This window comes from Modestobacter italicus, assembly GCF_019799965.1.
GTDB lineage: Bacteria > Actinomycetota > Actinomycetes > Mycobacteriales > Geodermatophilaceae > Modestobacter > Modestobacter italicus_A.
Map to the genome: position 1 here is coordinate 574,834 of NZ_JABGCJ010000002.1, position 14,114 is coordinate 588,947.

Here is a 14,114-nt window from a genome sequence, read left to right on the forward strand (position 1 = left end):
CTCCACCCCGGCTCGGCGGACCGTCGGTCGCCCCGCGGGTGTTGCTCCGTCCGGCGAGGAACGGGATCCCGGACACGCCCCGGCAGTGGGCGACCATCGCTCGTCCGACGCTCGTGCTCTGCGTCGTCCTCGCACGCAGAGCACGAGCGTGCGCCGAGCGACATGCTCCATCGGGTCCCGCGGGGGAGGAAGGGCCGGGTGAGCCTCTGGCCGAGCAGGCCACGGTTCCGCGGTCGGCTGCCCGGTCGGTGCTGGGGGCAGAGGTGGTCGCCGGGTGACGCGAGGGCCGCAGCTCACAGTGCTGGGCTGGAACACCGGGGATCACCGACGAGCTGATGGGTAGCGTGGCAGCTGTGAAGAAGGTCGTCGTCCTGGACTACGGATCGGGCAACCTGCGGTCGGCGGAGCGTGCGCTGACCCGGGTCGGTGCCGACGTCACCGTGACCGCCGACCCGCAGGCAGCGCTGGACGCCGACGGTCTCGTCGTCCCCGGGGTGGGCGCCTACGCCGCCTGCATGGACGGGCTGCGGGCCGTCGACGGGCCGAAGGTGATCGGCCGCCGGCTGGCGGGCGGGCGTCCGGTGCTCGGCATCTGCGTGGGCATGCAGGTGCTGTTCGAGCGCGGCGTCGAGCACGGCCAGGACACCGAGGGCTGCGGCGAGTGGCCCGGCGTGGTCGAGCAGCTGCAGGCGCCGGTGCTGCCGCACATGGGCTGGAACACCGTGCAGCCGCCGGAGGGCTCGACGTTGTTCGCCGGCCTGACCGACCAGCGCTTCTACTTCGTGCACTCCTACGGCGTGCGGGAGTTCCCGCTGGCCGAGGCCGGGGTGACCGGGCGACTGACGCCGCCGTCGGTGACCTGGGCCGAGCACGGTGACCGGTTCGTCGCCGGCGTGGAGAACGGGCCGCTGTCGGCGACCCAGTTCCACCCGGAGAAGAGCGGCGACGCCGGCGCCCAGCTGCTCACGAACTGGCTCGACACCCTCGACTGATCGCCGCTGGCTCAGCGCGGCTCGGTCGAGCCCCGCTGCCGGTCCGTTCGCCTGCGGGGCCACCAGCGGGGCGTCCACCGGGCGTCCCAGGCCATGCCGGCGGCGAACGCGACCTGGAGGCAGCCGAGGAGGGCCAGCGGCCAGTTGCGCAGCAGGCTGACGCCGACGAGGTAGGCCAGCCAGCACGCGGCGGCCGCCAGCCAGATCGGCCTGGAAGGGCGTCGCCACTGCGTCGTCATCCGCTCGATCGTGTCAGAGGCCGAGGAGGGCGGCGCTGGCGAGGGCACGGCCGGTCGGGGTGCGCGTCGTGGGCGTCCTCCTCTGCCTGGGCGCGGAACACATCGGCCACCCGGGCGGAGAGGCGCGACAGCTCGTCAGCCACCCGGCGACCACAGCCAGGAGCCAGGAGCCGGGGGCAGGGTCTGCGTGGTCGTCGTCAGCTGCGCAGGTAGGAGGCGCCGTTGACGTCGATGATCGTGCCGGTGGAGAAGCGCGCGCCGGGGGAGGCGAGCCAGAGCACCGCCGAGGCGACCTCTTCGGGGCGGGCGACCCGGCCGTAGGGCGACTGGGCGCGCACGGCGTCCCCGCCCGGACCGTCGAGCACCTCGCGGGCCATCTCGGTCTGCACGAAGCCCGGGGCGACCGTGCCGACCGAGATGCCGTGCGGGGCCAGGGCCAGGGCCATCGACTGGCCGAAGGCGTTCAGCCCGGCCTTCGAGGCGCCGTAAGCGGGGGTGTTGGGCTCGCCGCGGAACGCCCCCCGGCTGGAGACGTTGACCACCGCGCCGCCACCGGCGGCGATCAGGTGTGGCAGCGCGCGGAAGGTGGCGTTCGCCGGCCCGAGCAGGTTCACCGCCAGGGTGCGCTCCCAGGCCTGCTGCCACTGCGCGTAGTCCACCTCCTGCGGCGGGTGGGCGGTGAAGATCGCGGCGTTGTTGACCAGCACGTGCAGCCCGCCCAGGGTGGCGGCGGCCTCGTCTACGGCGCGGCCGATCGCCTCGGGGTCGGCGACGTCGGCGGTCACGACGGTGTGGCCCTCGCCGGGCAGTTCGGCGCACACCGATTCGGCCTGCTCGCGGGAGGTGTTGGCGTGCACCGCCACCCGGTCGCCCTGCGCGGCGAAGGCCAGCGCGATGGCGCGGCCGATGCCGCGGGAGGCGCCGGTCACCAGGACGGCGCGGGAGGTCGTCGACTGCTCGTTCGAGGTCACCGGGGGAGTCAACCAGTCACCAGCTGCCCCGGTGCACGACCTCGTCCAGCCCTCGCCGGCCGCGCTTGAGCGAGGGCGACCGCTTGTCCTCCGCGCCGGGGTAGCCGACCGAGACGCAGCCGATCGGGGTGTAGGCGGCCGGCACCCCGAAGGCCGCGCGGAAGCCGTCGATCCGCTCGGGCGGCACGCCGAAGAAGCAGGCGCCCAGGCCCTCGTCGACCGCGGTGAGCAGCATCAGCAGCGACGCCATCCCGGCGTCGACGTCCCAGTAGGGCACCGGCCAGCGGGCCTCGTCCCGGTCGGTCCAGCCCTTGTCCGGCTCGGCGTAGCGGTCCAGGTAGGCGGCCTTGTGCGAGAGCGGCACGACGAGCAGGGGAGCCCGGCGCATCCGGGTCAGCCAGCCGTCGGCCGGGCCGGCGTCGGTGGTCGCGGCCCAGAACCGGTCGCGCTCCTCCGCGGTCTCCAGCACCAGGAACGCCCAGCCCTGGCTGAACCCGGCCGAGGGCGCACGGATCGCGTGCTCCAGCAGCCGCTCCCGGACCTCGGCCGGCACCGGCCGGTCGGGGTCGTAGTCACGGACCATGCGGCGGCGGCGGACGACGTCCCGGAACTCCATGCCGACACCCTGCCGCAGCGGTCCGGCACCGACCGCCGGCGGTCAGGCGCCGCGGCCGAGCCGGGCCAGCGCGCGCGTTGCCCGGTCGGCGCCCGCGGGCACGTCCAGCGCCGGGCGGCAGATGCCGTCCATGTGCAGGGCGGGCCCGAAGCTGTCGGCGCCGGCCTCGATCCGGTCCAGCTCCGCGTCGGTGAGGCCGGCGTCTGCGCCGACGGCGCGGGCGACGTCCCAGCGGTGCACGACCATGTCCCACACGTAGAACTGCTCGAAGGCGGCGCCGACCGTGGTGGGGCCGAAGAAGCCGTCGAACCCCCGGGCGGGCACGGCCTCGTCGGACAGTGCCCCGATGACCCGCTGCACGTGCGCGCGCCAGGCGGCGGCCGGGTCGGCGGCGACGTCGGGCGCCTCGCCCAGCTCCACGCCGTGGGTGGTGAGAAACTCCCGCTGCGTACCGATCAGGTGCCCGACGACGTCGGCGGCGGTCCAGCCCTCGCACGGGGAAGGGCGCGACCAGCCGGCCGGGGACACGCTGTCCAGCAACGCGGTGAGGGGACGGTCGGCGGCTGCGAAGCGCTCGGCGACGGTGGTCGCGGTGGAGGTCATGGCCGGAACCTAGGAGCGTGCGGCAGGCTCGGTCTTGATGAAACCCGACAGCCCCGGGGTGCCGGCCGCGATGGACGTGATCGAGCGTGCGCACCTCAAGGACCCCGGCGACGCCTCGCACGTGATGTACCGGTACGCCGCCGCCCCGGAGTTCGACGGGCTGCTGCAGCGGTTCTGGGTCCCCGTGTGGTCGGTGCCGCCCGGCTGCGAGGCGCCGCAGCGGGTCCTGCAGTACCCGGTGTCGCTGCTGGTGGTCGCCGCCGACTACGCCCGGTTCTACGGCGTGGTCTCCGGCCTGTCCACGACCACGCTGACCGGCGCCGGCTGGGCGGTCGGCGTGATGTGCGCACCCGCGGCCGGTGCCCTGATCGGCGGTGCGATGAGCGGGTACACCGACCGGCACGTCGACGTTCCCGACGTGCTGGGCGCCGAGGGCGAGCGCCTGACCGCCCGGGTCCGCGCGGCCATGGCGCCGGACCCGCACTCCCCGGCCGCGCACGGCGTGGCGGTGGCCGCGTTCGGCGACGCGCTGCGGCCCCTCCTGCCGGTGGACGACGACGGCCGGCTGGTCAACGACGTGGTCGCCTTCGTCGAGGGGAACCGCGAGGTCGTCCGCGTCTCCCAGGTGTGCGAGCGCTTCGGCCTCTCCGAGCGGGCGCTACAGCGGCTGGCGCAGCGCCGGCTGGGGCTGACCCCCAAGTGGCTGATCCAGCGTCGCCGGCTGCAGGAGGCGGCCGAGCGGCTGCGGGGGGACCCGGCGAGCGTCGGTGAGGTGGCGGCGGTGCTCGGCTACGCCGACCAGGCGCACCTCAGCCGCGACTTCGCCCGGGTGACCGGCGTGAGCCCCGGCCAGTTCGCCGCCCGGCACGCCACCAGGAGCTGACGCCGGGCCCCGGATCGCCGGTCCCTAGGCTGGACCCGTGCCGAAGCTGGAGCTGCTCCCCGCCGTCGACGTCGCCGACGGCCTCGCCGTCCGTCTGGTCCAGGGGGAGGCCGGGAGCGAGACCTCCTACGGTGACCCGCTCGAGGCCGCGATGGCCTGGCAGCGGGACGGCGCCGAGTGGGTGCACCTGGTCGACCTCGACGCCGCGTTCGGCCGCGGGTCCAACCGCGAGCTGCTGGCCCGGGTGGTCGGCGCCCTGGACGTCGACGTGGAGCTGTCCGGCGGCATCCGGGACGACGAGTCGCTGGCCGCGGCGCTGTCCACTGGCTGCAAGCGGGTCAACCTGGGCACCGCCGCGCTGGAGTCACCGGAGTGGTGCGCGCGTGCCATCGCCGAGCACGGCGACCGGATCGCCGTCGGCCTGGACGTGCGCGGCACCCGGCTGGCCGCGCGCGGCTGGACCAAGGAGGGCGGCGAGCTCTACGAGACCCTCGCCCGCCTGGACGACGAGGGCTGCGCCCGCTACGTGGTCACCGACATCACCAAGGACGGCACGCTGCGCGGCCCGAACCTGGAGCTGCTGCGTGAGGTCTGCGCCGCCACCCCGCGCCCGGTGGTCGCCTCCGGCGGCGTGAGCTCGCTGGACGACATCCGCGCGCTGGCCGGGCTCACCGAGGTCGGCGTCGAGGGCGCGATCGTGGGCAAGGCCCTGTACGCCGGGCAGTTCACCCTGCCGGAGGCGCTCGCGCTGACCGCCGAGGTGGCCGGATGAGCGCCGTCCGGCTGGGCTCCGGGGCACCCTGGGAGGCGGTCGTCGGCTACAGCCGGGTCGTGGCCACCGGCGACGCGGCGTGGGTGAGCGGCACCACCGCGACCGTCGAGGGCGAGGTCGTGCACCCCGGCGACGCCGCGGCGCAGACAGAGGTGGCGCTGACCGGCATCCAGCGGGCCTTGGCGGACGCCGGCTTCGCACTCGGCGACGTGGTCCGCACCCGCGTGTACGTGACCGACATCAGCGAGTGGGAGGCGGTCGGGCGGGTGCACGGGGCGTTCTTCGGCGACGTCCGGCCGGCCACCTCGATGGTCCAGGTCGCCGCGCTGATCGACCCGGCGATGCTGGTGGAGATCGAGGCAGACGCGGTCCGGGGTGCGGCATGAGCCTCGCGGTGCGGGTGATCCCGTGCCTGGACGTCGACGCCGGCCGGGTGGTCAAGGGCGTCAACTTCGTCGACCTCGTGGACGCCGGCGACCCGGTGGAGATGGCCCGGGTCTACGACGCCGAGGGCGCCGACGAGCTCACCTTCCTCGACATCACCGCCTCCTCCGGCAGCCGGGAGACCACCTACGACGTGGTCCGGCGCACCGCGGAGAGCGTGTTCATCCCGCTGACCGTCGGCGGGGGCGTGCGCAGCGTCGCCGACGTCGACAAGCTGCTGCGGGCCGGTGCGGACAAGGTCGCGGTGAACACCGCGGCGGTCGACCGGCCCGAGCTGATCGCTGAGATCGCCGACCGGTTCGGCAACCAGGTGCTGGTGCTCAGCCTGGACGCCCGCCGGGTCCGCGACGGGGCGCGCACCGACTCCGGCTTCGAGATCACCACGCACGGCGGCCGCCGCGGCACCGGCCGGGACGCCGTCGAGTGGGTCGTGCAGGCCGCCGAGCTGGGCGTGGGCGAGGTGCTGCTCAACTCGATGGACGCCGACGGCACCCGGGCTGGCTTCGACACCGAGCTGATCTCCGCGGTGCGCCGCGAGGTCACCGTCCCGCTGATCGCCAGCGGCGGAGCCGGCGCGGTCGACCACTTCCCGCCCGCGGTCGCTGCCGGCGCCGACGCGGTGCTGGCCGCCAGCGTCTTCCACTTCGGGCAGCTGAGGGTCGGCGACGTGAAGGCCGGGCTCGCCGCCGCCGGCGTGCCGATCCGCCACGAGGCCGACCGCCCGCTCGGCTGAACCGGGAGGGCGCTCAGTCGACGACGAGGTCCACGCAGGCCACGTCGCGTCGGCCGCTCACCCAGAGCAGGACCTCCAGCGGCGCGCCGACCACCGTCGTCGTCGGCTCGCCGTCGTGCAGCCGCCGCTCGCTGCCGGCCGACCCGTCCGGCACGTCGCTGCGCCGCACCAGCAGGCCACCGGCCGGCCGGGACGAGGAGCGGCCACGGGCCAGGAACGGCACGGTCTTCCAGAACTGGTTCTGCACCGGGCGGGGGAGCTCGCGCGGCGCCCAGCCCGGCTGAGCCCGGCGGACGTCCTCGTGGTGGATGGCGAACTCGGCGGTGTTGGCCAGCCGGTCCACCACCGGCCACGCGGTCGGCACCCAGGACGGCGGGCCGGAGCGCAGCTCGGCGACCAGTCGGCCGAACGGCTGACGGTCCCGGGCCCGGTCGTGCACCCGCCCGGTCCAGGCGCGGAACGGGCCGGGGAGGGCGTACCCGGGCATGGCGTCGGGGCGCCGGTCCCGCACCACCAGGTGTGCCGCCAGGTCGCGGGTGGTCCAGCCGGTGCAGCAGGTCGGCTCGTCGGGCCCGAGCTGGTCTAGCAGGTCGGCGAGCGCGGCTCGCTCCGACTGCGACACGGGCACGGCTGAGGTCGGCACCGCCCGAGGCTATGCCAGCCGCGCGCTCCGGGGCGGGTCGGCGGCCACCTCCGCCGACCCGACCACCCCGCCGCCGTCCCGCGCCCGGCCATCTTCGCCAACATGGCCGCCGGTCCGGCCCGGCCGCGTCCGCCGACGTGGCCGGGCGCCTGCGTCGTCCGGTAATCCGTTAGGAGGGGTAACCAAGTCGAGTAGGCTGGGTGCACCGATCGCACCACCCACCGGAGGACACCTGTGCCGCGCCGCAGAGAAGCCGTCGTCCGGCGCGGGTTGGGGCACGTCCGCCGCGCCATCCGCGAGCAGCCCGGCATCTTCACCCTCGCCCTGCTGGGCAGCAGCCTGTACGGCGGCATGACGGTGGCCAGCGCCTACGTCATCGGCGGCATCACCGACCGGGTCCTGCTGCCGGCCCTCGACGAGGGCGCCACCACGGCGGCGGCGCTGAGCCTGGCCGCGCTGGTGATCCTGGTCGTCGCCGTCCTCAAGATCGCCGGGATCATCGGCCGGCGGCTGTTCGCCGGGATGATGACCTACCGGCTGCAGGCCGACTACCGCCGCCGGGTCACCGGCCAGTACCTCCGGCTGCCGCTGTCCTGGCACCAGCGGCACCCCACCGGGCAGCTGCTGTCCAACGCGAACTCCGACGTGGAGTCCGCCTGGTTCTTCGTCTCGCCGCTGCCCTTCGCCTGCGGCGCCCTGGTCATGATCGCCATCACCGCGGTCGCCCTGGTGCTCACCGACCCGCTGCTGGCGATCGTCGGGCTGGTCGTCTTCCCGCTGGTCTTCGTGATCAACGCGGTCTACAGCCAGGTGATGTCCCCGCGGATGGCCCGCGCCCAGCAGCTGCGCGCCGAGGTCAGCGAGATCGCCCACGAGAGCTTCGACGCCGCCCTGGTGGTCAAGACCCTGGGCCGCGAGGCCAGCGAGACCACCCGCTTCGCGGCCAAGGCCGACGAGCTGCGCGACGGGCTGGTCGCCGTCGGCCGGGTCCGCGGCCTGTTCGACCCGATCATGGAGGCGCTGCCCAACCTGGGCACGCTCGCCGTCCTGCTGGTCGGCGCCGAGCGGGTGGCCGGTGGCGCGGCCGAGGCCGGCGACCTGGTCTCCATCGCCTACCTGTTCACGCTGCTCGCCCTGCCGATCCGGGCGATCGGCTGGGTGCTCGCCGACCTGCCCCGGGCGATGGCCGGCTTCGACCGGGTCACTCCGGTGCTCGAGGCGACGGGTGAGATCCCGCACGGCCCGGACGCCGCCCCCAGCGGTGACCGCGGGGCCAAGCTCGGCCTGCGCGACGTCGGCTACCGGTTCGAGGGCGCTGCCCGGCCCACCCTGGACGGCGTCACCTTCGACGTCACCGCCGGCCGGACGCTCGCGGTCGTCGGCCCCACCGGCTCGGGCAAGTCCACCCTGGCCGGGCTGCTCGTGCGGCTGACCGACCCGGACACCGGCGCGGTGCTGCTGGACGGCGTCGACCTGCGCACCGTGCGGGAGGGGGAGGTGAGCAGCCAGGTCGCCTTCGTCGCCCAGTCCACGTTCCTGTTCGACGACACCGTCCGGGACAACATCACCCTCGGCGGCCCGTTCTCCGACGAGCAGGTGCACGAGGCGCTGCGGATCGCCGCCGCCGACGACTTCGTCGCCCGGCTGCCCGCCGGCCTCGACACCCGGGTGGGGGAGCGCGGGGCCAGCCTCTCCGGTGGGCAGCGCCAGCGGCTGGCACTGGCCCGGGCCGTCGTCCGGCGGCCCCGGCTGCTGGTCCTGGACGACGCCACCAGCGCCGTCGACCCCTCCGTGGAGGCCCGCATCCTGGACGCGCTGCGCGCCAGCGACCGCCCGGCCACGGTGGTCGTGGTGGCCTACCGGCAGGCGACCATCGCGCTGGCCGACGAGGTCGTGTGGATCGAGAACGGCCGGCTGGCCGCCCGCGGCACGCACGCCGAGCTGCTCGCCCAGGTGCCCGGCTACGCCCGCCTGGTCCAGGCCTACCAGACCGAACCCGCCACCGGGCCGGAGGCCGACCGCACGGAGGTGCCCGCGTGAGCGACGAGCCGTTGCTGACCGCCGACCGCCGGTCGGAGAGCGCCACCGCCACGCTGCGCCGCGGTCTGCGGATGATGCCGGAGTTCCGCCAGGGGCTGCCGGCGACCTTCGCCCTCGCGCTGGTCGCCACCGCCGGCCGGGTGGTCGTGCCGATCGCCGTCCAGCAGACGCTGGACAACGGACTGAACGCCCCCGGTGGGCCCGACCTCCCCCTGGTCCGCGAGCTGGTCGCGATCTGCGCCGCGGTGGTGCTGATCACCAGCTTCGCCGTCTACCGGATGAACGTGCGGCTGTTCCGCACCACCGAGACGGCCCTGGCCGGGCTGCGGGTGCGTGCGTTCCGGCACGTGCACGACCTCTCGGTGCTGCACCAGCAGGGCCAGCGCCGCGGTTCGCTGGTCTCCCGGGTCACCAGCGACGTCGACCAGCTGTCGGTGTTCATGCAGTGGGGCGGCGTGCTGGGGCTGGTCAGCCTCGGCCAGCTGGTCGTCGCCACCGTCGTCATGGCCTTCTACTCCTGGCAGCTGACCCTGCTGGTGCTGGTCTGCTTCATCCCGCTGGCGGTCGCGGTCAAGTACTTCGCCCGCCGGCTCGCCGAGGTCTACGGCGTGGTCCGGGAGCGGGTCGGTGACGTGCTCGGCGCGGTGGCCGAGTCGGTCGTCGGCGCCCCGACCGTGCGGGCCTACGGCGTCCGGGCCCGGACGGCGGCGCGCATCGACCGCGCCATCGACCGGCACTACCAGGCCTCGGTGCACGCGCAGAAGGTCACCGCCGCGGTCTACGTGAGCGGGGAGTTGGTCGCGGCCGTGGCCAACGCCGCCGTGGTCGTCGTCGGCGTGCTGCTGGGCATCGCCGGGGACATCTCCGCCGGCACCCTGGTCGCGTTCCTCTTCCTGGTCACTCTCTTCGTCGCCCCGGTGCAGACCGCCAGCGAGGTGCTCAACGAGGCGCAGAACGCCGTCGCCGGGTTCCGCCGGGTGCTCGACGTGCTCGACACCGAGCCCGACGTGCAGGACCCCGCCGACGGCCGGGCGCTGCCCGACGGCCCGCTGGACGTGCGGTTCGACCACGTCGGCTTCGCCTACGCCGCCGGCGCCCGCAAGGCCCTGGACGACGTCGACCTCACCATCGCCGCCCGCACCCGCATCGCCATCGTCGGCGAGACCGGCTCGGGCAAGACCACCTTCGCCAAGCTGGTCACCCGGTTGATGGACCCCACCGAGGGGCGGGTGCTGGTCGGGGGCGTGCCGCTGACCGAGGTCGCGTTCGCCTCGTTGCGGGAGCGGGTGGTCATGGTGCCGCAGGACGGGTTCCTCTTCGACGCCTCGGTCGCGGCCAACGTCCGGTACGGCCGGCCGGGCATCTCCGACGCCGAGGTGGTCGCCGCCCTCACCGAGCTCGGGCTGGGCGACTGGCTGGCCGGGCTGCCCGACGGCGTGGACACCCCGGTGGGCCAGCGCGGTGAGTTGCTGTCGGCGGGGGAGCGGCAGCTGGTCGCCGTCGCCCGCGCCTACGTCGCCGACCCCGACCTGCTGGTGCTCGACGAGGCCACCAGCGCGGTCGACCCGGCCACCGAGATGCGGCTGACCCGGGCGCTGGACGCGCTCACCGACGGGCGCACCACGCTGACCATCGCCCACCGGCTGTCCACCGCCGAGCGGGCCGACGAGGTGCTCGTGGTCGACGCCGGCCGGGTGGTGCAGCGCGGTCGGCACGAGGAGCTGGTGGATGCCGAGGGCCCCTACGCCCGGCTGCACGCCTCCTGGCGGCGCAGCTCCGGGCGGCAGGCCGAACCCGCGGTTTGACCGAGGCCTGGCCGTGACCTGGACCGGGCATGCTCGGCCGGCATGCGCCCCTGGTCCTCCGGCCTGGCCGCTGTCCTCGTCACGGCCGGTCTCTGCGGTTGCGGTCCGGGGGTGATCGGTGAGGACTGCCTGCCTGAGCTGCCCACCGTCCAGCCCGCCGAGGTCGCGGCCGGCGGGCAGGTGACCATCGCCTCGACGGGCTTCGCCTGCGACGACCGCTACGAGGGCCGGGAGCAGTATTCGTTGGAGCTGCTGTCCCTGGGCCGCGCCGACCCGGTCGACCTCGGTGACGTCGAGGTCGACCCCGACGGGTCCTTCTGGACCGTGGTGACCGTGCCGGTGGACGCATCCCCCGGGGAGTCCCACGTCGCCGTGCACGGCAGCCCGTACGACGAGCCGTGCGACGACACCGGGAGCTGCGCGAGCTACGGCGTGGATCTCACCGTCACCCCGGCGCCCTGAGCTGCCTGCGGCGGGGCTGACCCACCGATGGGTCGCTGACCTCTACGTTCACCCGGTGCACGTCGCCCCCGAGGCCCCCGCCCGCCGCCGTCCTCCGGTCGCGGTGTTCCTCGCCGTCCCGCTGGCGGTGCTCAGCGCGCTGGCGGTCGCCCTCTTCGCGCTGATCGCGTTGGCGTTCTCCAACGGCAGTTTCGACGGCGGGGGCTGGCTCGTGGTCGCCGTCCCGGTGGTGCTGTCGGTGTGGCTGCTCGCCGGGGGGTTGCTGCTCCTGCTCGGCCGCAGCTGGCTGGCGGTGTTCCTGCCCGCCGCGGCGCTGGTCGTGCTGCTCGGCTGGGTGATCGTCACCGAGGGGCTGATCACGGAGTCCGACGGTCTCCTGCCACTCATCTGGGCGCTGCCGGCCGGGACGGCGGTGCTCGCCGCGCTGCCCGGCGTCCGCCGCTGGGTCACTGCCCGGCGGTGCGCCCGGCTGTCCACAGCTCGCGGCTGACCACTGGCTGGGCTTCGGGACGGCCGGTCCGCTGCTGGCGGTGCTGCCCGCGTCGTCGTCCGGGGTCCGTCGCGGGCCGACCGGCCCGCCCAGGCTCCTCCCAGCTGACCCTCACGCTGGGGCCAGGACGGCGGTCCTAACCTGCCGGGCATGCCGTCCACCTCCAGCCGCCGCCGCGGACCGGCGGCTTCCCAGCACCGACCGCGCCGTCCGATCGGGCGCGGTTTCTCGACCGCCCCGCCCGCACCGGCCCGGCCGGTGCAGGCGCCGTTCGCCGCCGTCTTCGGGCTGCTCGTGGCCGCCGAGAACGCCTACCTCGGCTGGCTCCTCTGGGACGCCGACCCCGGCTGGGGCTGGTACCTGGTGCTACCGGTCGTGCTGGCCGGAGCCGCGGTCGCCGGCGCGGTGCTGGTGCACCGCGGTCGTGCGCTCGGCAGCCGGGTGAGCGGGTCGGCGGTGCTCGCGGCGGCCTGCGTGCTGCCGATGGTCGGACTCATCGGGCTCGCGCTGTTCTTCGCCGCGCTGGGCGGTGGCCAGGCCGCCTGGTGGGCGCTGCTGCTGGTCGTCGGCCCGGTGGGCGGCCTGGTGCTGGCGCTGCAACGGCCGGTCCGGCAGTGGAGCGCCGCGCGCCCGGCTCGTTCGGGGGGCCGGGGACGCTAGTGCTCTGCTGCCTGCCAGGCAGCAGAGCACTAGCGTCCCCGGGGTGAGCAACGACGCTGACGTCATCGTGGTGGGCGCGGGGCTGGCCGGACTGGTCGCCACCGCCGAGCTGGCCGACGCCGGGAAGCGGGTGCTGCTGCTGGACCAGGAGCCGGCCGCCTCCCTCGGCGGGCAGGCGCACTGGTCCTTCGGCGGGCTGTTCCTCGTCGACAGCCCCGAGCAGCGCCGGCTGCGGGTCAAGGACTCCCTGGAGCTCGCCCGGCAGGACTGGCTGGGCACCGCGGGCTTCGACCGCGAGGAGGACCACTGGCCGCGGCAGTGGGCCGAGGCCTACCTGCAGTTCGCCGCGGGGGAGAAGCGGGCCTGGCTGCACCAGCAGGGCGTGCGGTTCTTCCCGGTGGTCGGCTGGGCCGAGCGCGGCGGGTACACCGCCACCGGGCACGGCAACTCCGTCCCCCGGTTCCACGTCACCTGGGGCACCGGGCCCGGCGTGCTCGCCCCCTTCCTGCGGCGGGTCGCCGACGCCGCCGCGCGCGGGCTGGTCACCGTGCGGCACCGGCACCGGGTCGACGGCCTGGTGCTCACCGGCGGGGCGGTCACCGGCGTGCGCGGGGCGGTGCTGGAGCCCAGTGACGTAGCGCGCGGGGAGGCCAGCTCCCGCACCGAGGTCGGGGAGTTCGAGTACGCCGCACAGGCCGTCGTCGTCACCTCCGGTGGGATCGGCGGCAACCACGACCTGGTGCGCAAGAACTGGCCGGCCCGGCTGGGCCCGGTGCCGCAGCGGCTGCTCTCCGGCGTGCCGGCGCACGTCGACGGCCGGATGCTGGAGATCACCGAGGGCGCCGGCGGCCGGGTGGTCAACCCCGACCGGATGTGGCACTACACCGAGGGCATCGCCAACCACTCCCCGGTCTGGGCCCGGCACGGCATCCGGATCCTGCCCGGCCCCTCCTCGCTGTGGCTGGACGCCACCGGCACCCGCCTGCCGGTGCCGCTGTTCCCCGGCTTCGACACCCTCGGCACCCTCGCGCACATCGGCACGACCGGCCACGAGCACACCTGGTTCCTGCTCACCCAGAAGATCGTGGAGAAGGAGTTCACCCTCTCCGGCTCCGAGCAGAACCCCGACCTGACGGAGAAGGACCTCAAGCTGCTGCTCACCCGGGTGCGCTCCGGCGCCGCGGCGCCGGTCCAGGCGTTCCTCGACAAGGGGGCGGACTTCGTCGTCGAGCGCACCCTGCCCGAGCTGGTCGCCGGGATGAACCGGCTCACCGGCGACTCCCCGCACGTCGACCTGGCCACCGTGGAGCGCGAGGTGGTCGCCCGCGACCGGGAGATCGCCAACACCTTCACCAAGGACCTCCAGGTCACCGCGATGCGCCAGGCCCGCACGTTCCTCGGTGACAAGCTCATCCGGGTCGCCGCGCCGCACCGGCTGCTCGACCCCGACGCCGGCCCGCTGATCGCCGTCCGGCTGAACGTGCTCACCCGCAAGTCCCTCGGCGGCCTGGAGACCGACCTGTCCGGCCGGGTGCTGCGCGCCGGTGGCGCACCGTTCCCCGGGCTGTACGCCGCCGGCGAGGTCGCCGGTTTCGGCGGCGGCGGGATGCACGGCTACCGCTCGTTGGAGGGCACCTTCCTGGGCGGCTGCCTCTTCTCCGGCCGGGTCGCCGGGAGGGCGCTGGCCGCGCAGCTGTGACGGCGGCGGCGCGGGGTGCCGTGGGGGGCGGTCCCGCACCGGCGGTGGCGTGGCCTCGCGAC

The 14,114-nt window shown here is 75.1% G+C and carries 16 protein-coding genes; 11 read left to right on the forward strand and 5 right to left on the reverse strand.

Annotated features, from left to right (window positions below; translation table 11 throughout):
• Nucleotides 1–353 precede the first annotated feature (353 nt).
• Nucleotides 354–992, forward strand: a complete 639-nt coding sequence (gene hisH / locus HLA93_RS06750) for an imidazole glycerol phosphate synthase subunit HisH (RefSeq protein ID WP_222193581.1) — start codon at nucleotides 354–356, stop codon at nucleotides 990–992.
• 11 nt (nucleotides 993–1,003) lie between these two features.
• Here hisH and HLA93_RS06755 read toward each other — a convergent pair whose 3' ends face one another.
• The 4 genes from HLA93_RS06755 to HLA93_RS06770 all read right to left on the reverse strand — a co-directional run bounded on the left by HLA93_RS06755 (nucleotide 1,004) and on the right by HLA93_RS06770 (nucleotide 3,421).
• The gene (locus tag HLA93_RS06755) at nucleotides 1,004–1,231 is read right to left on the reverse strand and encodes a hypothetical protein (RefSeq protein WP_222193582.1); all 228 of its coding nucleotides are present in this window, start codon (nucleotides 1,229–1,231) and stop codon (nucleotides 1,004–1,006) included.
• Between the two features lie 197 nt (nucleotides 1,232–1,428).
• Nucleotides 1,429–2,202 (reverse strand): SDR family NAD(P)-dependent oxidoreductase, encoded by a 774-nt coding sequence (locus HLA93_RS06760; protein ID WP_222193583.1) that lies wholly within the window; start codon nucleotides 2,200–2,202, stop codon nucleotides 1,429–1,431.
• 16 nt (nucleotides 2,203–2,218) lie between these two features.
• Complete coding sequence (locus HLA93_RS06765; RefSeq protein WP_222193584.1) at nucleotides 2,219–2,818, reverse strand: nitroreductase family protein; 600 nt, start codon at nucleotides 2,816–2,818, stop codon at nucleotides 2,219–2,221.
• Between the two features lie 42 nt (nucleotides 2,819–2,860).
• Nucleotides 2,861–3,421: a TIGR03086 family metal-binding protein gene (locus HLA93_RS06770; RefSeq protein ID WP_222193585.1), complete on the reverse strand. Its 561-nt coding sequence runs from the start codon at nucleotides 3,419–3,421 to the stop codon at nucleotides 2,861–2,863.
• Nucleotides 3,422–3,458: 37 nt separating this feature from the next.
• Here HLA93_RS06770 and HLA93_RS06775 point away from each other — a divergent pair, with 37 nt between their 5' ends.
• The 4 genes from HLA93_RS06775 to hisF are packed head-to-tail and all read left to right on the forward strand — an operon-like array spanning nucleotide 3,459 to nucleotide 6,253.
• A complete protein-coding gene (locus tag HLA93_RS06775) occupies nucleotides 3,459–4,304 on the forward strand; it encodes a helix-turn-helix domain-containing protein (RefSeq protein ID WP_222193586.1) in 846 nt (281 codons plus the stop codon).
• 37 nt (nucleotides 4,305–4,341) lie between these two features.
• Nucleotides 4,342–5,076 (forward strand): bifunctional 1-(5-phosphoribosyl)-5-((5-phosphoribosylamino)methylideneamino)imidazole-4-carboxamide isomerase/phosphoribosylanthranilate isomerase PriA, encoded by a 735-nt coding sequence (priA, locus tag HLA93_RS06780; RefSeq protein ID WP_222193587.1) that lies wholly within the window; start codon nucleotides 4,342–4,344, stop codon nucleotides 5,074–5,076.
• The gene (locus HLA93_RS06785) at nucleotides 5,073–5,462 is read left to right on the forward strand and encodes a RidA family protein (protein WP_222193588.1); all 390 of its coding nucleotides are present in this window, start codon (nucleotides 5,073–5,075) and stop codon (nucleotides 5,460–5,462) included. The genes priA and HLA93_RS06785 overlap by 4 nt, the downstream gene beginning before the upstream one ends.
• Nucleotides 5,459–6,253: an imidazole glycerol phosphate synthase subunit HisF gene (gene hisF, locus HLA93_RS06790; RefSeq protein ID WP_222193589.1), complete on the forward strand. Its 795-nt coding sequence runs from the start codon at nucleotides 5,459–5,461 to the stop codon at nucleotides 6,251–6,253. Before HLA93_RS06785 ends, hisF begins: the two co-directional genes overlap by 4 nt.
• A gap of 13 nt (nucleotides 6,254–6,266) precedes the next feature.
• On the opposite strand, the gene HLA93_RS06795 is transcribed toward hisF, so the two are convergent.
• Nucleotides 6,267–6,896, reverse strand: a complete 630-nt coding sequence (locus tag HLA93_RS06795) for a TIGR03085 family metal-binding protein (protein ID WP_222193590.1) — start codon at nucleotides 6,894–6,896, stop codon at nucleotides 6,267–6,269.
• A gap of 234 nt (nucleotides 6,897–7,130) precedes the next feature.
• On the opposite strand from HLA93_RS06795, the gene HLA93_RS06800 reads away from it, so the two are divergent.
• The 6 genes from HLA93_RS06800 (at nucleotide 7,131) to HLA93_RS06825 (ending at nucleotide 14,052) form a co-directional block, all read left to right on the forward strand.
• Nucleotides 7,131–8,936 (forward strand): ABC transporter ATP-binding protein, encoded by a 1,806-nt coding sequence (locus HLA93_RS06800; protein WP_222193591.1) that lies wholly within the window; start codon nucleotides 7,131–7,133, stop codon nucleotides 8,934–8,936.
• Complete coding sequence (locus HLA93_RS06805; protein ID WP_308127983.1) at nucleotides 8,933–10,741, forward strand: ABC transporter ATP-binding protein; 1,809 nt, start codon at nucleotides 8,933–8,935, stop codon at nucleotides 10,739–10,741. The genes HLA93_RS06800 and HLA93_RS06805 overlap by 4 nt, the downstream gene beginning before the upstream one ends.
• Before the next feature lie 42 nt (nucleotides 10,742–10,783).
• A complete protein-coding gene (locus HLA93_RS06810) occupies nucleotides 10,784–11,203 on the forward strand; it encodes a hypothetical protein (RefSeq protein WP_222193592.1) in 420 nt (139 codons plus the stop codon).
• A 55-nt stretch (nucleotides 11,204–11,258) separates the two neighbouring features.
• Nucleotides 11,259–11,693: a hypothetical protein gene (locus HLA93_RS06815; RefSeq protein ID WP_222193593.1), complete on the forward strand. Its 435-nt coding sequence runs from the start codon at nucleotides 11,259–11,261 to the stop codon at nucleotides 11,691–11,693.
• 150 nt (nucleotides 11,694–11,843) lie between these two features.
• Nucleotides 11,844–12,353 (forward strand): hypothetical protein, encoded by a 510-nt coding sequence (locus tag HLA93_RS06820; RefSeq protein ID WP_222193594.1) that lies wholly within the window; start codon nucleotides 11,844–11,846, stop codon nucleotides 12,351–12,353.
• 43 nt (nucleotides 12,354–12,396) lie between these two features.
• Nucleotides 12,397–14,052, forward strand: coding sequence for an FAD-binding dehydrogenase (locus tag HLA93_RS06825; protein ID WP_222193595.1), 1,656 nt, complete (start codon nucleotides 12,397–12,399; stop codon nucleotides 14,050–14,052).
• The last annotated feature ends 62 nt before the right edge of the window (nucleotides 14,053–14,114 follow it).